This is a genomic window from Paenibacillus sp. A3M_27_13, from assembly GCF_024213315.1.
In the GTDB taxonomy this organism is placed as follows: Bacteria; Bacillota; Bacilli; order Paenibacillales; family Paenibacillaceae; genus Paenibacillus; species Paenibacillus polymyxa_B.
The window spans coordinates 1,252,917-1,274,339 of sequence record NZ_JANAVE010000001.1 but is presented as its reverse complement, the minus strand read 5'-3'; the positions used below and the strand labels follow the sequence as shown (position 1 = coordinate 1,274,339).

Genomic DNA, 21,423 nt, shown 5'->3' with positions numbered 1-21,423 from the left:
ATATAAAGTTCTCTGAAGCAAGCGGAGAGGAAAAATGGAAAATCAAGTCGGTGAAGTTGTGATTATGCCTAAAAGCTTGAATGAAAAACCACTTTAGACTTTACTAAAATCAGAACCCATTATTGAATTGATCTCCTATCTCACATTTGATATCAGAAAAAGGGTGTAGTTAAGATGTCTATTAAGAAAATAACAATAAAAAACTGCAAATCAATTGAGTTTCTTGAACTGAACTTGAATATGAATATCAATTGTTTTATAGGTATTAATAATGTTGGTAAATCAAATATTATGAAAATTATTCATTTTTTTTATATCAATCTAACTAAGGAATTTTATGATGATTCAATGTTTAGTAAAAGTAACCCTTACAACGATGAAGTTGAAATTTCTATAGAGTATAATTTCAAAGGGTTATTAGATAAAATACAAGGTAATACCAATGTCAATAATGGATTTTTAGATGACTTTTTTTCAAACATTAAATTCAGTCAATTTCATAGTGGTTTGGATCCTTTGAATGATATAGTAGAGAAAGTAAAAAAATATGCTGATAAATATATTAAAAAAGATAAGTGTACGCTTACTCTAAAATACAACCGTCAAAATAAATCAATTAATTGGAATATAAAAGACTATGAGTTTCGAGCATTTATTTCTGTGAGGTTCCCTGTCTTTTTTTTAGAGTCTAGAAATATTGACCTTTATAATTGGGAATCCATCTGGAAGCTCATAGGAGAAATAGCTCCGTTCAGAAAAAAAGTCTCTATAACAGGAAATATTGAAGGGATTTTTGAATTAGATGATGAGGGACGAGATAATTACAGTACAGTGATTCAAGATATTATCTCAGAAATTGAAAAATCAAATATACGAGTTAAGCAGTCAAATATATATGAAAAAATCAGTCAGATTATACAGCTTCAATTAGGGGGTAATGGCTTTGAGTACGAAGCTCATAATTTAAAAATTGGTTCTTATGGAATGAATTCTTATTCATTTATGAGCTTATATGTAAAATTAATCTTACGCCTTTTTAATAATAAACATTTATCGAGCCCGTTGATAATGATAGACGAGCCAGAACTTCATCTTCACTTAAAAAAAATAGAGCAATTTACAAGAGAAATCAAAAAATACGAGAGATTCTCAACAACTAAATGGATATTTGCAACTCACTCCCCGACTTTTGTAAAGAACATAATCGTTGAACATGAGAACTACGAAATGTTTCACGTAACCAATACAGAATTTTTTAATAAATCTTATGTATCGAGAATAAATGGATTTAAGGAAAAAAAACATAAACTAATATCAGATAATGAAGCTAATTTATTCTTCTCAGAGGTTTGTTTTTTTGTAGAAGGGGATACAGAATTAGAGGTTTTTAGAAACGACAATTTGCGTATTCTGCATCCTAAATTGAATAAAATAGATATATATGCTTTTGATGGAAAGGAGGATAAACTTAAATTAGTTAATCCGAATGATAGAAAAACTAAAATAAATTATTTAGTTATGATTGATATGGACAAGATATTGAACTACTCTCCTAAAAAGAAAAAATATATGCTTTCAGGTAGTGCTTATTTAAATGTGATTAAAAACAGAAACATTATTAAACGTGAAAAATATCACTATACAAAGAAGTTTAATGATACATTTAGAGTCAGAAGCGAGATAACACAAAGATTAAACTCAAATAAATTTGAGGTAGATTCCACAGGACTTTGTATTGAACAAAGTGAGGAACGAGCTGAACTAATCGAACTTATCCAGCAATATTATGATCAGTACAACTTTATGCCATTAGAGACAACTATTGAAGGTACTATTATCAATAAGAGAAACTACCACCTCTTCTGGCAATGGATTAAAGAACATGATTGGAACCAAGAGAATTTTGATAATCTGTACTCCGATTTACAGACGGAAGATCATAAAACAACCTTTCTTAGGTTGGTCTTTTTTGGGAAAACAGATTGGTTCAGTAGTGATAAAGAAGGAAATAACAACAATCAAGAGTTCGTGAAAAAATTAAAAGTTATAAAAGAGATACGCAAGCAATTAAAAGAATCTACACTTGATTTTGGAGATAAGACAAGCGGTTGGGTTACTAACTATCTTAATTGGTTCTTCGATAGAAAATTAAAAATAGAAAAGTCCGAGGATGTATTTGTAAATAGAAGCTTATTTCAAGCGAGCTTTCCCGAATTAGGAAAAGTTATTGAGAAACTGGAGAAATTGTTATAAACTAATTCTAAAGCAATGGGGTAAGTAGTAAAATCTGAAGTAGTTATTTATTGACTATAGATGCCATGATGACAGTTTTTTTATCCCTTATACAAGAAACTAAAAATCTCTTGTGACGTGCTTAGTAACGGGTGTAGGGAAAATCCATGGTTTGAGGCCTGCTAATTGTCGCGCTAGTATACGCTTATTGGCCTATGCATTAATTTCGAGGTTCTGGGATGTACTTACCCTTGCTTTTTTAGGAGAATTTAAATGCGTATTGAGAGTTTAAGTAAATTCGAGAAAAAAGTTCTTCGTGATAGTGTATCTCATTATGTTGACCTTCTAACTGAAGAGCAACTACTTACAGCATATTATACGAAAATAATTAAAAAGAAGGATAAGTCCGATAGAGTTATTCATTGTATAGATAATGAACATTTGATATATAAGATTCAAAAACAACTGAAGAATAATTTTCTTGATTTCATTCCTCTTTCTAATTATGCATACGGATATGTTAAGGGGAAGTCATATTACGATTATCTTAAACCACATGTAAAACACGGCTACTATATGAAGTTGGATATTAAAGATTTTTTTCACTCTATCAAAGAAAAGGAATTAAGGGAGGTTTTAAAATATTACGTTGATGATGTTAGTATTAATGAAAGTTTAACTATTTTAGATTTTATTACTAAAGTTGTTACTGTTAATGAGTTCCTACCCCAAGGTGCAGTAACTTCTCCTGTCCTTTCTAATATTTATTTCAGGTTCCTAGACATCAGAATATCTAGATATTGCCGCAAGTTTGGTATAAATTATACTAGGTATGTTGATGATCTACTCTTTTCATCTGATAATTTATTTATCCATAAGAGAGTATTTATTAATGGGATTACAAAAATTCTTAAGAGTCAAGGATTTCAACTAAATCCTAAAAAGGTTCGGAAAACGAAGTCTGAGATATGCTTAAATGGCTTTGTAGTGGGTGAAAACATTCGTTTATCTCGTAAAAAAACAGCAATTATTTCTTCATTCATTTATTACTATCAATGTTCTCCCAACAAGACTCTTGAAGAATTACTAACTGAGGTCGAAAAGAACCTTGAGATAAAGATCAAGATACCCAATCTTCATAACTTTTTAGCAGGTTATCGATCTTTTTTACTTGGTTTGTTACCTTTTGATAGCGTAGGAGTTCTTCCTGAGGTTATAACAAGAACAGACAAAAAAATTTTATATAAAATAAACGAAATAGAGAAAATATTAGATCTGACTGCTGCTAATATTTGATAGGTTACCTCGTGGCCACACTTTTTTGCTCTTGAATGCTACGGCGCACTCAACAGTGAAACAAGAAATTCAAAAAAGCCTTGTCCCGGTTTTTCTTCACATTTTTTTATCTTACAAGACCCCATCTCTCCACTGTCAGCGATAGGTCAGAAAATATTGTTCTGTATGCATTGCGTGGGAGAGATCTTATTATTCCATCTTTTCAAACCAATCAAATTGATGATCAAGTTTAAAGGTCTAGCAATCGATGCTAGGCCTCTATATGGTCTCGTTCCACAAAAAACTTTCTTTCAGCAAATGATGACTATTTCTTTTCTTCCATCTCAACCAGATCAATAATTTCCCGAATATCTTCAATATTCATGGCTTCGGCTATTCTTTCAATATGATTAAAATTGATGCTTTCACGTTTACCGGATTGAAGTTCGCTTAGAGCAGCGTGTCGTACATCAGATAAACGTGAGAGTTCTCTCAAGGAAATATTGTGTTGTCTTGTAATTTCGTTAATTTTCACAACTACTTTCTTTGCCATTAGGTTTCCCACCTTATTTTACAAATTTTTCTTGACGATACGCATAAACGTAACATATAATTTTTGTAAAACTGGTACTCATATACGTACCAAAAGGTGGGGAATATTTTGACTTCTCAGAGTGACATGGTAGCGGAGTATGAAAAGTTAGTAGAACTTGAAGAGCAATACACAGAGAGGATTCAAACTTGTATTAAATTACTTGGAGATGCTTTTAACATTATCGCTGCCAAAGCAGGAGCGTTGAGCATGGATTCAGTTAAGGAAGCGGCTTATTATTTACACTCAACGGAGATTGAACTAAACCATGTTTTGTACTATATCCGTTTAGAGAAAAGCATTTTAACTAATCAGTTAGGATTTGAAACAAAATAAAGCAAACCCAAGCTTAGCAGCGGAGGGGATGGAATCGTTCTGAAGAAGCAAAGCGTTCGCCTTTGAACCCGGATTTTTACCGTTAAAATATAATCAAAAAAATCTGGGGGCAACAGCGATCGGAAGAATGATCCGTCTACGTAGCGTCCTTAGTTGCACTTACTTGCTCAATCCAACCAGCAATCAATTTGCTCAATAACCCGACATGACCCTTCACGGTCTACTCGGGTTTTCTCATTTTACAGCCCTATCCTCACGACTAAAATCTCATCTTACCCTTCCAACACTGCCACCCAGATAGTTACACCCACTCCCAACATCATGTATAGTAAAGTTATGGGAAATGAACATGAACCCGCATATGTTCTTGATCGCTTAGACGTACAATAAGAAACATGGCAAAAACGAGGAGGAACGTAATGATACATCCAACACAGATTCAGGATATGCTGCAAGCCGCGCTGGAGACGGGCGGAGATTTTGCAGAGGTGTTCGTCGAGGACCGTACCAATGGACAACTGGGCATGACCGGAGGCGTCGTGGATACGGCGCTGTCAGGCCGGGATTTTGGGATTGGTATTCGGATCATGAAGGAGCATTTTTCGGTGTATGCCTACACCAGCGACATGAGCGAACAGAGCCTTATCCGACTGGCCAAATCGGCCGCCAAGGCCATTCGCGGAGGTGGAGTGCCAGGTACACACACCCTTACACTCCATCCTCATGCTATCCCTAACCAACATCCGATTGCGATCATTCCTGACGGTTCACAGAAACGATCCAAGATCGACATGATGAGACGGGCGCATGAGGCGGCAAGCCAATATGATCCTTCCATCACGCAAACCTCCATTGGGATTAGCAACTCGATCCAGAACGTCTTGATCGCCAATAGCAACGGGCTGCTGGTGGAGGATACCCGTACGTATACACGCATGAGAATAAGCGCGATTGCGACTGATGGAGAGCATAGACAATCCGGGTTCCGTGGGCCGGGAGCGTATGCGGGGACTGAATTCCTGGAGAACCTGAATATCGAAGAAAATGCCAGACACGCCGCTCGTATTGCGACCACGATGGTCAAAGCGGGATATGCGCCTAGTGGCAGACTGCCGGTCGTAATTGAGAACGGCTTCGGCGGCGTTCTTTTTCACGAGGCGTGTGGACACGGGCTGGAATCTACGGCGGTGGCGCATGGAACTTCCGTGTTTGCCAATAAGATCGGGCAGCAGGTAGCTTCACCGCTCGTCACGGCTATAGATGATGGAACGATTCAGAACGCATGGGGCTCGCTCAATATCGATGATGAAGGAGCGCCGACACAGCGCAACGTACTGATCGAGAACGGCATTTTAAAAGGATATCTGATCGACCGCATGGGCTCGCGCCAGATGGGTGTACCTGCGACAGGGTCAGGACGAAGACAGTCCTATAAATTCGCGTCTGCATCTCGTATGAACAATACGTTTATTGCAAATGGCGAGTCCACCCGTGAAGAGATCATTGCGAATACGGAGTACGGAATCTATGCCAAATCGCTGGGCGGCGGTTCGGTGAATACTTCGACGAGCGAGTTCAATTTTGCAGTCGAAGAGGCGTATATGATTCGCAACGGCAAAATTGCCGAGCCGGTCAAAGGAGCAACGCTAATCGGCAAAGGGATTGAAACCCTACAAAATATTGATATGGTCGGCAACAATCTGGATCATGGTCAGGGGATGTGCGGCTCGGTCAGCGGAAGTCTTCCGGTCAACTGCGGACAGCCGACGATTCGTGTGTCCGAAATGACCGTCGGCGGACGGAAGGGGGAATAGGCGATGAATATTCAGCAATTTCAGGAAGCGTTGTTCACAAAAGGTCGGGAAATTGGCTATGCGGATATGGAAATCTACTATGTCAATGGACGTTCTACTTCGGTAAAGGTACTGAAGGGAGAAATTGATCAATATACCATCGTCGAAAACGATGGGCTTTCCTTCCGGGGTGTCATTAACGGGAAGATGGGTTATGCCTCTACGGAGAAGGTGGAACCGGACGTGATCGACTTTTTATTGGAAGAGGCACGCAGCAACGCGGACATATTGGAGAGTGAGGAACAGGATGAGTTATTCGCAGGCTCTGAGAGCTACCCTGAGCAGCCTGCCTATGCCGCAGCGTTGGCTGACACGGCTCCTGAGATTCTGATCGAAGCGGCGCTAGAAATGGAGCGCACAGCGCTTGCCGCAGATCCACGGATTGTGATGGCTCGGCATTGCTCGGTCAGCATTCGTGAAAATGAGGTTCTAATAGTAAATACAAAAGGACTGCACTGCCATCGTCGCAAAAGTCTGGCGAGCGCTTATGTGTATGTGATTGCAGCAGACCATGACGAGACGGTAACTGGGGGCTGGCATGATTATTCGCTGCGGAGTGTGGAGGAAATTGATATTGCGGATGTGGCGCATAAAGCCGTAAAAGAGGCTGTTTCCAAGCTGGGTGCGCACACGATCCAATCGGATAACTATCCGGTCATTTTCCGTCATGATGCAGCAGCGCAATTGCTAGCTGCGTATACGTCGGTATTTTCAGCGGAGTCGGTGGATAAAGGCTTTTCGCGATTGGCTGGGAAACTGGGGCAAAAGGTGGCAAGTGAGCATATTACGCTGATTGATGATCCGCTGATGGAGAACGTTCCCGCAGGCAGTACGTTTGATGCCGAAGGCAGCGCAACGCATCGTAATGAGATCATCAAGGACGGCGAACTACGGACGTATTTCCATAATCGCAAGACGGCTCGCAAGGCTGGGGTGGAAAGTACCTCTAATGCTTCCAAGGGCAGTTATAACGGTAAAATCGGTGTGTCGTATCATAATCTGTATGTGGAACCAGGGACGTCTACGTTGGAGGACATGATTCGCGAGACGGATCGCGGGCTGATGATCGTAGAGCTGCAGGGGCTGCATGCGGGTACGAATACGGCGTCCGGTAATTTTTCGCTGGCTTGTCTGGGATACTGGATTGAGCAGGGGCAAGTGGTCAGAGCAGTCAATCAGATCACCGTATCGGGCAACTTCTTTGATGTGTTGCAGCAGGTAGAGGAAGTTGGCAACGATTTGCGTTTTACGGGAAGCTGCACATCCCCTTCGCTTAAGCTGGCTGCACTCTCGATTTCAGGTTCCTAATGACTGGAGTAGCCTTCTTTTTTCAGACTCACGGCCTGTTTCTGACGTTCCGATTGCCTAGCGATTACAGATGCCTGATGCATCAGGGTATGGTAAAGTAGGAGAAAGTCTTTGAAATATGAAAAAAAGGCTTGGTTACAGCACCGCGACAGGGTATTATAGACAATAATATATTCGAAAAAAGGTTCGAATTGAATTTTTATTGGGGGATGTATATGAGATATATAAGCACTAGAGGTCGAGTAGAAGCCAAGGGATTTATTGATACCGTGCTCATGGGGTTAGCTGACGATGGAGGTCTGATGATACCGGAGCAGATTCCGACTGTGTCGGCAGCTACGCTGGAGCAATGGGCAACATTGAGCTACAGAGAGCTGCTGCTGGAAGTTTTTGCGCTGTATATCAATGATGAGATTCCTCGTGAAGATTTGGAGCAGCTGGTGGAGCGCAGTTACGCAAGCTTCCGTCATCCAGAAGTTACGCCAGTGAAGAAGATCAACGATTCCCTGTCTATTTTGGAACTGTTCCACGGGCCTACGTTCGCGTTCAAGGATGTGGCCCTGCAATTTATGGGTGAGTTTTATTCCTACGTGTCCAAAAAGCAGAATGAGATCATTCACATTTTGGGTGCAACCTCGGGCGATACTGGGGCGGCAGCGATTCAGGGCGTGCGTGGCAAGGAAGGCATTAAAATCTGTATTTTGCACCCACACCAAAAGGTGAGCAAGGTACAAGAGCTGCAAATGACGACGGTTGACGATGAAAATGTATTGAATCTATCCGTAAAAGGGAACTTTGACGATTGTCAAAAAGTCATTAAGGACCTGTTTGCCGATCTGGATTTCAAAGCTAAACATCATTTGCGGGCGATTAACTCGATTAACTTTGTGCGTATTTTGGCGCAAACCGTATATTACTTCTATGCTTATTTCCGGGCGCAGGAGTCTGCGGGTACGAAAAAAATCAATATCAGTGTGCCATCTGGCAACTTCGGCAATATTTTTTCCGGCTTTCTTGCGAAGAAAATGGGCCTGCCGATCCATAAGCTGATTATTGCAACCAATGAAAATAATATTTTGGAGCGCTTCGTGAAGACAGGTGAATACAAGCCAGGTGACTTCAAAAGCACATACAGTCCTTCGATGGACATTCAGGTGGCGAGCAATTTCGAAAGATACCTGTATTACTTCCTTGGAGAAGATGCAGCCAAGGTATCTGAATACATGAATAACCTCAAAACCGAGGAACGGATTGTGATCAGTGCAGAGGATTTAAAACGGGTGCAGCAGGATTTTGAAGCGCTCGGTGCTTCGAATGAGCAGTGTCTGGAGCTAATCAAGAAATACAAGGCCGAATACGATTATTTGCTCGACCCGCATACGGCTTGCGGTATTGCCGCGTATGAGGCGTATAATGGCGCGGACGAAGTATGTGTAACCTTTGCGACAGCGCATCCGGCCAAATTTGATGAAGCCATTCGTCTGGTGGACATCAAGCAGGAGTTCCCAGCGCAAATTGAACAATTGTTCTCCAAATCGCAGCATCAGCAGGTGGTAGAGCATGACGAGGCAGAAATTGTGCGTCAGCTTGAAGCCTTTTATGTGTAAAAGAATGGGAAAAGAGGCTACGCCCTGCGCGCAGCCTCTTTTTCTTATTTCCATATTCCAGACATAATGTATGTTTTAGTTTCAATTTGTTCACATTATAATGCCATGTAGGGTAAGGTGTTAGGGCCTCAGAAATCGTGAAAAAAGCCCATGAATCAAGGGATTTAGCTTTAGGAAACTAACAGACAATGAGAGGTTCATAGAGTTATTTAATGAAGGATACAAAAATTTTTTATAGGCGAATTAGATGTATTATTATAAAAAATCATGTATAGTTAACTAAATTTTATGAATACATAAAGTTCCACTCTCGAAGGTGCAGAATAACGTCGTTCCGTCATTTAACAGAGGGGCTAATTATAAAAGGGGTGTATTAAATAATGACCATGATCCGTCCAGAGCAGAGTCAACAAGCAGCAGCCGAATATGTGCAGTCCGTTTTTGAGAAGGTTATCGCGCGCAATCCTCATGAGAATGAATTCCATCAGGCCGTCAAGGAAATATTGGATTCGCTAATTCCGGTATTGGCTAAGCACCCTAAGTATATGCAGCAGGGGCTTCTGGAACGGCTAGTGGAGCCGGAGCGAGTCATTACCTTCCGTGTACCTTGGGTGGATGATGCGGGAGTTGTACAGGTCAACCGTGGCTTCCGTGTGCAGTTTAACAGTGCGATAGGGCCTTATAAAGGTGGACTTCGCTTTCATCCGTCTGTATATCTGGGAATCGTCAAGTTTTTGGGTTTTGAGCAGATTTTCAAAAATGCATTGACGGGTCTTCCCATCGGTGGTGGTAAAGGCGGCTCGGATTTTGATCCCAAAGGGAAATCAGATAACGAAGTGATGCGTTTTACACAAAGCTTCATGACTGAGTTGTATAAATATATTGGTCCAGATGCCGACGTTCCGGCTGGGGATATTGGAGTAGGTGGCCGCGAGATCGGTTACATGTTCGGACAATACAAGCGGATTCGCGGAGGACATGAAGGTGGCGTCCTGACGGGTAAAGGGATTCATTACGGAGGCAGTCTCACACGTACGGAAGCGACCGGCTACGGTTGTGTATATTTTGTAAACGAGATGTTGCAGGCGCAGGGATCGTCCTTTGAAGGAAAACGCGTCGTCGTGTCAGGCTCGGGGAACGTATCCATTTATGCGATTGAAAAAGCACAGCAGCTTGGCGCTACAGTCGTGGCATGTAGTGACTCGAATGGCTACATCTATGATCCAGACGGTATCGATCTGAAGCTGGTGAAGCAGCTGAAAGAAGTGAACCGTCTGCGGATTAGCGAGTATACTCAAGAGCGTCCAGGCGCAATCTATACAGAAGGCTGTTCGGGGATCTGGTCGATCCCATGCGACATCGCACTGCCATGCGCCACACAGAATGAAATTGACGAGCAAGCAGCCCAGCTGCTGGTAAGTAATGGCGTAAAAGCTATAGGCGAAGGTGCCAATATGCCATCCTCGCTCCAGGCCATTGAAGTGTTCTTGGGCAATGGAGTTCTGTTTGGACCAGCGAAAGCTGCCAATGCAGGCGGAGTAGCGGTCTCGGCGCTTGAAATGTCGCAGAACAGCATGCGTCTGTCATGGACCTTTGAGGAAGTGGATGCCAAGCTGCATGATATTATGAAAAATATCTATGCTAACAGCGTGAAGGCGGCTGAGGAATACGGCGTGCCGGGCAATCTGGTTGTCGGAGCCAATATCGCAGGATTTGTGCGTGTGGCCGACGCAATGCTGTCCCACGGGATTATTTAGCACAACGGAACATAATAAAGTTAAATTGAAGCTGAGTGGCTCTTGTGCGAGTCGCTCAGCTTTTATTTGCAAAGAGCACTTTATTTTTCTCAGGGACTTGATTTAATTTTAAAGAGGATGTATATTACTTGATAGATCAATAATTGATGGATCAAAGGTCGGATCACGAAGCCCAGCGATATGCTTAAGGGAGGAGAGATTGATATCACCCAGACACCATCCGAGCCTGAGTATATTTTTGACATGCTGTTGTTGCTGAACAAGCAGATTAGCTCCAAGTTTGAGCGTTGCGCAGGAGTCAGCGCATCCAGATTGCAGCTATTGTGCAAGTTGTATCAAGTGGAGGAGATTAGTCAAACTCTCCTGCAAAAAGAGGTTGGCATTGACGCTGCAGCCGTAACGCGCCATTTGAAGCAGCTTGAAACGATAGCGATGGTCACACGACGCACGAAGCCAGAGGACAACAGGGTTACCTTGGTAAGCCTGACCGATTATGGGCGTGCACGCATTGTCATCTTTAAGCAGGAGCGCTCGCAGTTTGTAGCTCAGCTGCTACAGAGCTTCGACGAGACCCAGCGGCACCAGCTAGCCGATATGCTGCAAGTTATGAATGGTCATATGTCCGATATGGACTGACCCCAATTACATTATACCCATAGGGGAAACAAGGAGGAATTTACATGCCAGTAATTACTATTGAAGCAGGCAAATTAAATAAAGAACAAAAAAGATCGTTGGTCACTGAACTTACCACATCAGCTTCAACCATAATGAATGTACCCGAGTCGGCTTTTATTGTTTTGATTAAGGAAAGCGAAAAAGAAAACATTGGTTTGGGAGGAAAATTATTATCTGATCGCTAATGTCAGAAGATGAAGTGGGTTCATTCATTTTTAAGGTAAGGAGCCATTTCTGTAATGAATTAATTTGAGATTTGAATAAAAAAAGCGCCTCCTGTATGCACGGGTACAGAACTGGCAGGATCGCTTTTTTCCAGAGTACACGCAGGTAATTAAAGACTGGGAAGGGAAAGCTTCGCGCATTACCTTGCAGGAGTTTCCAACGCCAGGTGAGATCGTAGAATTAGGTGCAGAAGCCATCGTCCAGCGCTGGAAGAAAGACGTGAAACGAGCCCGGCAACTGGTGGAAACGGCGAGAAGTTCCATCGGTCTGACCGAAGGACTTCCAGCAGCAAAAATAGAGATTAAAACACTTCTGGAACAGTACGACATGTTCGCCAGACAGCTCGAAGAGATTCTAGCCGAGGTGGAACGTCTACTCCCTCAAATCCCAGGAACGAAAGAGATGCTTACTGTGCCAGGCGTGGCTGTGGTCACCTTGGCGGGGTTCCTGGCGGAAGTGGGGGATCTAAGGGGTTACGAGCATGGACAGCAGATTATACGGCTGGCCGGACTGAATCTCAAAGAGAACAGCTCGGGGAAGAAAAAAGGAAAATCCAGTATAACCAAACGAGGACGCGCAAGGCTAAGAGCGCTACTGTTTCGGTCGTGATGCTCATGGTGGCGAAGAATGCGGAGTTTAAGGTACTGCACCAATACTTTACCAAACGAAGCCAGAATCCACTGAAGAAAAAGCAATCGATTGTAGCGTTGTGCGGGAAGCTGATTCGCGTTCTTCACACGCTCGGCACCAAGCAAGTTCGGTACGATGCAAACGACGTTTTAGGGCCAGTACGTGAGGCCCAGTTACAGAAGACAGCTTAAGAAAAACCGGATTTATGTTTCTCATCGGACAGGAATAAGCAGAGACAAAGGAAGCACGGAGCAGCCGCAGGAATCATTTCCATAAGGGCAAAGACCCCGCGTGATATGGGAGGGTAAGCCGTCAAGAGTCAGGAGTGGATATCCAAGGTGCGATCATAGAAGTCGATCCATAGATTGGGAAAAATGTCTCAACCTCTATTCCTGCCACCGGCTTATACGGAAAATAATGAGATTCTTACACGACTTCTCCAGTGCTCGATATGTCAATGGCTGAAAACCGAAGAACGAGTGAGAAAACATGAGAAAATATTAATTTATAGTGGGAGAGATTGGAATGAATAATACGAACACATCCAGTACTGTAAAAACGAATGATTTTAAAGAAATCGCCCTGGGACGCCGTTCTGTAAAAGTATACGATCCGTCCGTGAAGATCAGCCGTGAGGAAATGACTGAGATTTTGACAGAAGCTACACGCGCACCATCTTCCATTAACCTGCAACCTTGGCGTTTCCTCGTCATTGACAGCCCTGAAGGTAAAGCTACACTGGCACCATTGGCCCGTTTCAACCAACGTCAAGTAGAAACATCTTCGGCAGTGATCGCTGTATTTGGGGATTTGAATAACTTTGATAATTTCGAACAAATTTTCGGAGAAGCTGTAGAACTGGGCTATATGCCAAAAGACATTAAAGAAATGCAACAGGAAAAAGTGGCAGCTCATTTTGCAGCGCTTGATCCAGTTGTGAACAAAGAAACAGTCCTGATTGACGGTGGTTTGGTATCCATGCAGCTTATGCTGGTAGCGCGCGCTCATGGTTATGATACTAACGCTATTGGCGGTTTTGAAAAGGATCAAATTGCTGAAGCCTTTGGTCTGGAAAAAGATCGTTATGTCCCTGTTATGCTCATTTCCATGGGTAAAGGTATCAACGATGGTCATCCGTCCACACGATTGCCTATTGATCAAATTGCACAGTGGAAATAAGGGAAACGAACTAATATCTATGCGCAAAATAAAAAACAGGCGGACAAAGGAAATCCTTTGCTTCGCCTGTTTTTTTATTTGCTTAGATGCAACGTAGATCGCGGGTGCTTATCACGTTGTCAGTCTTTCAGTTATCATTTCACGGTATTCGCTCCCGACGTTTCTGCCGAGTCAGCGGTGTCATTTTGAGGATGATGATAGTGCTTGGGCCATATAATTTGGTGTGAAGTATGGCTAAGCTCCTCATAAAATAACGGGGCTTTCTTAAATAGGCGTATGACCAGATGGAAAAAGAACCATCCGTTGATCACTAACAGCAAAAGGCTAATCAGAACACTTAGCCAAGGGGACACTTGAGACCATAGGACAGGCCCACCCAGTACGTAATTAAGTCCAAAATACACCCAGTACAAGAGACTGTAACGCTTTATGAGCTCCCATAGGGAAATCCGTTGTCCTGTCCCTGTAAGATGAATACGCACCAGCCATTTCCCTGGCGTTCGTCCATTCGTTAGGTAAGGAACCACCATAAAGTATACCCCACTGGAAACCCAGAAAGCAGCAGGCACATGCAGAGACTCCATGATTCCGAGTAGCCCGGTCCATATGATAGAATCCACGAAAAAGGCTACGCCCCGTCGGGTATAGGACACTCGCTTCGTTGCCATGTCCACATGCTTGTCCAGATGTTCCAAGCGGGGCAGGAAGCGTGAAAACCATTCGCCTAATAGAAAGCCTAGCATACCACCCAATGTATTAGCCATTAGATCGTCTACATCAAACACGCGATACGCATGGTCAAAAAATCCATACAGTCCTGTCAGCTGCGTCACCTCAAAGAAGAGGGAGAGGATAAAGGACAGAATCAGACACCATCCCCATCGTGCACGGAAATAATAACGTAAGAACATACCGAAAGGCACGGTCATCACAACGTTAAAAACGACTTGCAGAAAAGCGCGCTCCTTCAGCAAATGAACATAGCTGGAGGGATGGGCGGGTGAGATGGATGTTTCTCTTATAATGTCATGAACGAACTGCAAGGGCATCAACTGCAACGCTCCCCCGGCTAATGCAGCATTATGACGCGATGCCGGAAGTGGGAGTATGACCAGAAAGAAGGCGTTCATTAAGTATAACAGCATCAAGTAAAGCAGCCATGCTCTAGCCTTGTGAATATAGCCATGCCTGCGATATTGCACGATTAGGAAAGGCAGTGTGAACAATAAGGCAGCAAAAGGAAACGCAAGAAAGGCATATGAAACAGGAAACAGGTAAGATTGAATCATGTGCTGCTTACGCCTGCTTTCTCCGGAATTTCACCAAAGACCAGATGACCAGAAATGCCATGAAAGCCACGCATACGCTAATGCTAATGCGATTTTGCGGGTCAAGCAAGAATAGAAACGCAATGACCCATAGGCATCCCACTGTAACCGCCGTTACATAAGGGAATCCCCATATCTTGAAAGTAGGCTCCACTGGATAAGATTTGCGCAATTTCAATTGGGACAGACAAATGCAGCTCCAGACGAGCAACACGACGAAGCCAGGTACAGCCATTAAAATACGGAACAGCCCGTCCTGAGCGACATAAGCAACCATGGAACCGACAATCAGGACTACAGCGCACAATTTGAGACTATTTACCGGAACCCCGTTTGAAGATAAGCGGGCGAGTGATTTGGGACCTTCTCCATTGATAGCCAGCGAATGCAGCATACGTGTAGCCCCGTAAATTCCCGAATTGGCGGCAGACAGTACAGCAGTGATCAGAATAAAGTTCATAACATGAGCCGAGCCTTGAAGCCCTACAGAAGACAATACCTGTACAAACGGGCTGGTATTCGCATCCAGTTGGTTCCATGGAATCAAGCCACAAATGATGAGAATGGGCAACGTATAGAACAAAACAACGCGAAGAATAAAGCTTTTAACCACTCTAGGTAGTACCTTTTCCGGATTTTCTGTCTCCGTCAACGTCAGTCCAATCAGCTCGGACCCTCCGTATGAAAAGGTAACGACCAGCAGCGCTGAAAAGATAGCTAACCAGCCATTAGGTAGAAATCCGCCGTGCTGCGCGTAGTTGCTTAGATAAGGTGGAGTTTCAGTGGGAATAATCCCGAATAGTATACAGCCACCCAAGGCGATGAAGATAATAATCATGGCAATCTTAATACCCGCAAGCCAAAATTCCAGCTCCCCAAAACCGCCGACACTCAGCATGTTGACGACAATAATGAAAGCCGCACTCACTAAACTGAGTACCCATAGAGGAACATCTGGCAACCAATATTGCAGGAAGCTCCCCGCAGCAATGACCTCAATGATACAGACGGCCAGCCACATAAAGCAATACAACCAGCCGATAATAAAGGACAGACGTTCTCCAAAAGCTTTGCGAATAAAATCCTTCATATTCATGTTGGGATAGACGGTAGCCATCTCGGCAATTGCGCCCATAACGACTAAGAGCAAGAGTCCTGCGAAGACATAGGATAAAATAACTCCAGGTCCCGCCAAGCTAATCGTTTCGGTACTTCCTTTAAAAATTCCCGTTCCGATAACTCCACCCATAGCCATAAAGGTAATGTGCCGTGGGAGCAGCTTTTTGTGCAAAGTTGCTTCATTTGATTTCAATATGAAATCCTCCTTCATATAGTGTATAGCTTCAGCATGGCCCAAACAGGGTTACTTCAATTAGACTTATACTACATGAAAATATCCAATTAGGAAATGAAATAAATAGGATCTGGTAGGGAGATTGAAATCGCTAGAGGACAAACTGAAGAAAACCGAGGAAAACAGAGGCAGCATGCTGGCGCTGATGATTGCTCTATCTGCGGTCATTCTGCCTTTATTGTTCTGCTCGGCGGATATTTAAGTGATCATGTAGGAGTATCGCATTGCGGTGAAGGATTAGCTCCGCAATATTCCTTTAGCCCGCACTTGCTTGAGCCAACCAGGAAACTCATTCAGCAGACGGTCGTACAATTCTGCGTCTGTCACGGACTCAATGTCATCCAAGGCAAAGAAATCTGCATTATCCACTACGCGACCACGCAGATTATCCAACTTTTGAAGGACTCCAAAATCAGCATTACCAAGACCAACAAATTGCCAGAAAATAGGAGTTTCTGAGCACTTGATCAGCAATTTTGATATTTTTTTCGTTTCATATACGCCACCGTCACTGAAAAAGATAATGTAGGTCGGGATTGTTTCATTGGGTGCCTCTTTTGTATATTTTAAAATAATATCCTCCATTACTTCAGGCTCATTGTTACCAAATCCAATATTTCCGTATCCGATTTCTGGGAAATTTCGTTTTACGTAATTCTCGAAATTCCTCTCTGTGACGCTTGGAGCACGTTTGGCTTTGTCCGCAAAAAACCATACATCCATTTCACCATCGTCATCCATGCAGGCCGATACAGCCAGAACACGTTCGAAGGCTTTTTGCACGGTTCCCTTAGAGTACAGTTTCGCCATGGAAGCAGAAGCGTCTAATACAACCGCTACTCGTGCTTTTTCACGGTCTATCTGCTTCTTTTGGAGTGAAATTTGTACCTTCTGTTTAAGCAGATTAATTCTTCCATTCACAGGAGAAGGCTCCTTCACGCCGGCTTTATCCGCTGACGGTGCTGCTGGCGATTCCGTTTCTTCTACGGTGACACCATGAGCTTCGGCGAGCGGCTTTAGTCCTCCATTGAAACCACGCCCAACTGCGCGAAGCTTGAAGCCAGACGTATGGCGGTATATTTCAGCGAATACGAGTGACGTTTCTTTGGTGGCTTCGGTGATACTGTAGGTGATATGGGATTGCTTGCCTTGAGCAGTAAGTGAGCAGCCGACCACATCGGCAAAAGTACCCGGGCCGTCCAGTGTGGCCGCAAACACACATTTTTCCACTCCGGTTCGTTCCAGTTCCTGGAGCGCTACAGTAAACTCAGTGGTTCTGTCATTTGGACGCTGTAACCGTACATGGCCGTGCGGGTCAGCGGGTTGATTGTAAAAAATGAAGTAGTCATCTGAGGAAACCTTTCCGTCTGCTCCTACCATAAAACAGCTAACATCCAGTTCGGCAGGTGCATGCTTCCATGTAATGGTGACCCGCACCGTATCTTCCTTACCGAATGGTGCATTAGCTCCTGTACTCAATGCAATGTTGGGACCGCTCATGCTGTCAAACCCCCTATGTATTTTAAATCTTGTATTTATACAAATTGTACCATGGAAATGGTATATTCACCTTGTTTCGTGCAGGAATATTTGTCTCATAGTAGACGCAGTAAAAGATGATATATAATAAGGTTGGTGTGGAAAAAAAGTATGATATTTATGAAGCGGAGGCTTTGATACGTGAAGCAGGATCGACAAAAGCAGGCAGGTTCCCATACCGGGATGAGCAAGGGACATGAAGCTGATGAGTTAAACAAACTGCTGTCCCTATGGCTTCATTCGTCGATCCGTGTCATGGATGTCCGGCATATTCGACTGGAGCCGGAAGCGTTGCTTCAACCGTATCGTCTTCCAGCGCAGGCTTTTGTATTTGTATTGCAGGGTAGCGTGCGTTTGGATGGTGATTGGAAGGATACGCCACATTCAGGGTACGTACTGCATGGCAGCAAAGGCTTTGAACTGAATATGAAACCCTCGCAATACGGGATAGAATATATCCTTGTACTATATAAAGCGACTTCTCTATCGGGACACACGATGTATAATCATCCTTCGATAGCTCATGGTTTTGTACCACCTTATCCGGTTATACTGTACCAAAAGCTGCAACTACTGGAGTACGCATGGCAGGATCATGAGGCGCTATCCAAGATTCAGGCTCAGGGTCGGTTCTATGATTTTGCATATGAATGTATGCGGCAATTGCAAGAACCGAAGGCTCGAACTTCTGCGCGGGATATCGTGACACAGGCGATTCGATTTATGCAGGATCATTACGCGGAGTCCATAACGCTCGAACGTTTGGCCGGATTGTTGGAATGCAGTCCGAGACATCTGACTCGGTTATTTAAAAAACAAACGGATTGTAGCCCGATTATGTACTTAATTCAACTGCGAATGGACAAGGCTAAGGAGCTTTTGCGGAAGACGGATGCTACTTTACAGGATATCGCTGTCAGTGTGGGGTACCCGGATGTCTATTTCTTTAGCCGGGCATTCAAAAAATATACGGGTGTATCCCCGGTTCATTACCGGGACAGCCTATATTCATCTGCTTTTGTGAGAGATACCAGTCTGGATAATCCATTAAGCATGTCCGAATGTTCCATTGATTCGGCAAGTGGCGCCCTGCATACTGTTATTGAGGATAATAATCATTATCAAAATCATGATGAAGGGATTTTACGAATGAATAGAAACGCAAAGCATTCCATGGCATTTATTTTATTGCTTAGTTTTACCCTGCTGCTCAGCGCGTGCTCAGGCACATCCAGTCCTGCGGCAACCGATGGCGCTTCCCAAGGGAACAATAATACATCAGCGGAACCAACATCACAGGAAAGGGTGCTGAAGGATGCACTTGGGCATGAGGTGAAGGTTCCGGCTCAGCCTCAGCGTGTGATCGCTTCTTATCTGGAGGATCATCTAGTGGCCCTAGGTGTTAAACCCGTAGCCCAATGGTCGGTAGGCAAAAATTCAGTTCAAGGTTACCTGCAAAAAGAACTGAAGGACGTTCCTACCATTGCTTCAGATCTTCCGTTTGAGGCGGTTCTGAACTTCAAGCCTGATTTGATCATTATGGACAGTGCGAGCATGGTGGAAGGCGACAAATATAATCAATACTCTAAAATTGCTCCAACCTACGTGGTAGGCACTAATATGAACAATGATTGGCGTCAAGAGCTGCTGACCGTGGGTGAGGTGCTGAATAAGAGCAGTGAAGCGAAGCAGGCATTGAGCAACTACGACAAAAAAGCAGCAGAGGCTAAAGCCAAGCTGAGTCAGACGGTAGGACAAAAAACTGCGGCGGCATTGTGGGTAACGGATAAAAATGTGTATGTCGTAAACCAGAATCTATCCAGCGGTGATGTATTGTATAAGGATTTGGGATTCAAGATTCCACAAGTCGTACAGGAGATTTCCAAAACGGCTAAGGCGAACTGGAGTAATTTATCGCTGGAGAAGCTGGCCGAGCTGGATGCGGATTATATCTTTATCGTGAACAGCAAAAACGTAAGTAAAGAAGATATTGTAAAAGATCCTGTATGGGCGGGAATTCCAGCCGTTAAAGAAGGCCATGTATACGATTTTGGTAAGGATTCTAGCTGGTTGTATACAGGTACAATTGCAAACAGTCAAATGATCGACGATGTTTTGAAAAATGTAACTCAGTAATCCAAATGGTAATCAAAAAACGCTACTCATCTTGACGACAGCATGTCGCAGGAAGGAGAGCGTTTTTTTATAAAAAGATGTCTGCATAGAGCAGACATCTGGTTTGTTTTCGATATTAGGCTTGCGGAGATACCAGGATTTTAACCTGATTTTTCTCTTTCAGGAGACCTTCAAAACCTTGCTCAATCACTTCTTCGAGTTTAATGCGTTTGGTAACCAGCTTGTCGGCAGGGAAATAACCTTTTTCCATCAGGCTGATAACAGCTGGGAATACATCACGGTAGCCGATAATACCAGTCAGATTGCGTTCCTTCATAACGATATTGTTAGGCTTGATCGGAGCTTCTTTTTCAAAAATGCTGACGATCATAATTTGTCCACTAATTTTAGTAGATTCAATAGCTTGAGTCAGCACAGGAGGTACTCCAGTGACTTCATAGGCTACATCTACGCCGCCGTTGGTCCGTTTGTGCAGTTCTTCCACCACATCATAAGTTTTAGGATCAATCACGATAGCACCCAGCTCTTCAGCTTTAGCTTTACGCTCCTCGGAAAGCTCTACTGCATAAATCTCAGATGCGCCCGAAGCTTTCAACGCTTCAATAACCAGCAATCCGATAGGACCAGCGCCAAATACTACAGCTTTGTCGCCGACTTTCAGTTGGCTTTGACGAACAGCATATAAAGCAACGGCCGAAGGCTCTACCAATGCGCCTTGCTCGAAAGATACGCTTTCTGGAATTTTGTGAACCATGTGCTCGTCAGCTGCGACATATTCAGAAAATCCACCACCGCCGCCTGCCAGACCGAGGAAGCCCATTTTATCGCAAAGATTATATTTGCCTTGTTTACATGCATCACATTCTCCACATGCAAACACCGGTTCTACAACTACACGGTCGCCAACTTGAATCTTGGTTACACCTTCGCCGATTTCGACAACTTGTCCAGAGAATTCATGTCCCATTACGATCGGCGCTTTTTCGCCAGTCAATGGATGCTGAGCATCTTGGGGAATGAAGATCGGTCCTGCTACATATTCGTGAAGATCACTTCCGCAAATGCCACACCATTCTACTTTGATTTTTACTTTTCCTGCCAGAGCAGCGGGCTGCTCAATGTTTTCCAATCGTAAGTCTTTTACTCCATGCCATCTCAATGCTTGCATGTCTGTCATCTCCTTGACGAATATATGATCATTGCCTCTATAAAAGTGAATGAATTAGGAAACGTTTCCGAAAGATAATATGTCACAATTTTTACACATTGTCAAACCAATTTAATACAAAAAGCACTTGATTTTTTTGTGAATATAATCACTTGTGACTACAGTGCTATATTTGGCTCATTACTTTTATACAAAGGAATTTTGTGAATTTTTTAGGTGAAGCAAA

The 21,423-nt window shown here is 43.4% G+C and carries 16 protein-coding genes and 1 pseudogene; 12 read left to right on the top strand and 5 right to left on the bottom strand.

The window, feature by feature from the left end; genetic code table 11:
- Positions 1–174: 174 nt before the first annotated feature.
- Together NLX82_RS05675 and NLX82_RS05670 are read left to right on the top strand one after the other, a co-directional pair.
- On the top strand, positions 175–2,253 hold the full coding sequence (locus NLX82_RS05675; protein WP_053325904.1) for a retron Eco8 family effector endonuclease: 2,079 nt from the start codon (positions 175–177) through the stop codon (positions 2,251–2,253).
- A 252-nt stretch (positions 2,254–2,505) separates the two neighbouring features.
- A complete protein-coding gene (locus tag NLX82_RS05670) occupies positions 2,506–3,528 on the top strand; it encodes a reverse transcriptase family protein (RefSeq protein WP_053325903.1) in 1,023 nt (340 codons plus the stop codon).
- A gap of 304 nt (positions 3,529–3,832) precedes the next feature.
- On the opposite strand, the gene NLX82_RS05665 is transcribed toward NLX82_RS05670, so the two are convergent.
- The gene (locus tag NLX82_RS05665; protein WP_053325902.1) at positions 3,833–4,060 is read right to left on the bottom strand and encodes a helix-turn-helix domain-containing protein; all 228 of its coding nucleotides are present in this window, start codon (positions 4,058–4,060) and stop codon (positions 3,833–3,835) included.
- 108 nt (positions 4,061–4,168) lie between these two features.
- Here NLX82_RS05665 and NLX82_RS05660 point away from each other — a divergent pair, with 108 nt between their 5' ends.
- From NLX82_RS05660 to NLX82_RS05620, 9 genes and pseudogenes are all read left to right on the top strand, one after another.
- On the top strand, positions 4,169–4,435 hold the full coding sequence (locus NLX82_RS05660) for a hypothetical protein (protein WP_081391261.1): 267 nt from the start codon (positions 4,169–4,171) through the stop codon (positions 4,433–4,435).
- 419 nt (positions 4,436–4,854) lie between these two features.
- Complete coding sequence (locus NLX82_RS05655; protein ID WP_254347597.1) at positions 4,855–6,249, top strand: TldD/PmbA family protein; 1,395 nt, start codon at positions 4,855–4,857, stop codon at positions 6,247–6,249.
- Between the two features lie 3 nt (positions 6,250–6,252).
- The gene (locus NLX82_RS05650; protein ID WP_254347596.1) at positions 6,253–7,596 is read left to right on the top strand and encodes a TldD/PmbA family protein; all 1,344 of its coding nucleotides are present in this window, start codon (positions 6,253–6,255) and stop codon (positions 7,594–7,596) included.
- A gap of 215 nt (positions 7,597–7,811) precedes the next feature.
- On the top strand, positions 7,812–9,203 hold the full coding sequence (gene thrC / locus NLX82_RS05645) for a threonine synthase (RefSeq protein ID WP_254347595.1): 1,392 nt from the start codon (positions 7,812–7,814) through the stop codon (positions 9,201–9,203).
- Between the two features lie 380 nt (positions 9,204–9,583).
- A complete protein-coding gene (gene gdhA / locus NLX82_RS05640) occupies positions 9,584–10,960 on the top strand; it encodes an NADP-specific glutamate dehydrogenase (protein ID WP_028542240.1) in 1,377 nt (458 codons plus the stop codon).
- A 243-nt stretch (positions 10,961–11,203) separates the two neighbouring features.
- Positions 11,204–11,596 carry a MarR family winged helix-turn-helix transcriptional regulator gene (locus NLX82_RS05635; RefSeq protein WP_076295540.1) on the top strand — a complete coding sequence of 131 codons (393 nt, stop codon included), beginning with the start codon at positions 11,204–11,206 and terminating at the stop codon, positions 11,594–11,596.
- Between the two features lie 44 nt (positions 11,597–11,640).
- A complete protein-coding gene (gene dmpI, locus NLX82_RS05630) occupies positions 11,641–11,823 on the top strand; it encodes a 4-oxalocrotonate tautomerase DmpI (protein WP_023989746.1) in 183 nt (60 codons plus the stop codon).
- 100 nt (positions 11,824–11,923) lie between these two features.
- Positions 11,924–12,684 (top strand): annotated as a pseudogene (locus NLX82_RS05625) (transposase); the annotation flags it as partial.
- A gap of 334 nt (positions 12,685–13,018) precedes the next feature.
- Positions 13,019–13,672 (top strand): nitroreductase family protein, encoded by a 654-nt coding sequence (locus tag NLX82_RS05620; RefSeq protein WP_023989745.1) that lies wholly within the window; start codon positions 13,019–13,021, stop codon positions 13,670–13,672.
- A 134-nt stretch (positions 13,673–13,806) separates the two neighbouring features.
- Here NLX82_RS05620 and NLX82_RS05615 read toward each other — a convergent pair whose 3' ends face one another.
- The 3 genes from NLX82_RS05615 to NLX82_RS05605 form a co-directional block, all read right to left on the bottom strand.
- Positions 13,807–14,961 carry a VanZ family protein gene (locus NLX82_RS05615; RefSeq protein WP_053325899.1) on the bottom strand — a complete coding sequence of 385 codons (1,155 nt, stop codon included), beginning with the start codon at positions 14,959–14,961 and terminating at the stop codon, positions 13,807–13,809.
- Between the two features lie 7 nt (positions 14,962–14,968).
- The gene (locus tag NLX82_RS05610; RefSeq protein WP_028542243.1) at positions 14,969–16,312 is read right to left on the bottom strand and encodes an amino acid permease; all 1,344 of its coding nucleotides are present in this window, start codon (positions 16,310–16,312) and stop codon (positions 14,969–14,971) included.
- Positions 16,313–16,591: 279 nt separating this feature from the next.
- A complete protein-coding gene (locus NLX82_RS05605) occupies positions 16,592–17,854 on the bottom strand; it encodes a VWA domain-containing protein (protein ID WP_053325898.1) in 1,263 nt (420 codons plus the stop codon).
- A gap of 180 nt (positions 17,855–18,034) precedes the next feature.
- On the opposite strand from NLX82_RS05605, the gene NLX82_RS05600 reads away from it, so the two are divergent.
- Positions 18,035–20,029: an ABC transporter substrate-binding protein gene (locus NLX82_RS05600; RefSeq protein WP_254347594.1), complete on the top strand. Its 1,995-nt coding sequence runs from the start codon at positions 18,035–18,037 to the stop codon at positions 20,027–20,029.
- 115 nt (positions 20,030–20,144) lie between these two features.
- On the opposite strand, the gene NLX82_RS05595 is transcribed toward NLX82_RS05600, so the two are convergent.
- Positions 20,145–21,197 carry a 2,3-butanediol dehydrogenase gene (locus NLX82_RS05595; protein WP_028542246.1) on the bottom strand — a complete coding sequence of 351 codons (1,053 nt, stop codon included), beginning with the start codon at positions 21,195–21,197 and terminating at the stop codon, positions 20,145–20,147.
- Positions 21,198–21,423 lie beyond the last annotated feature (226 nt).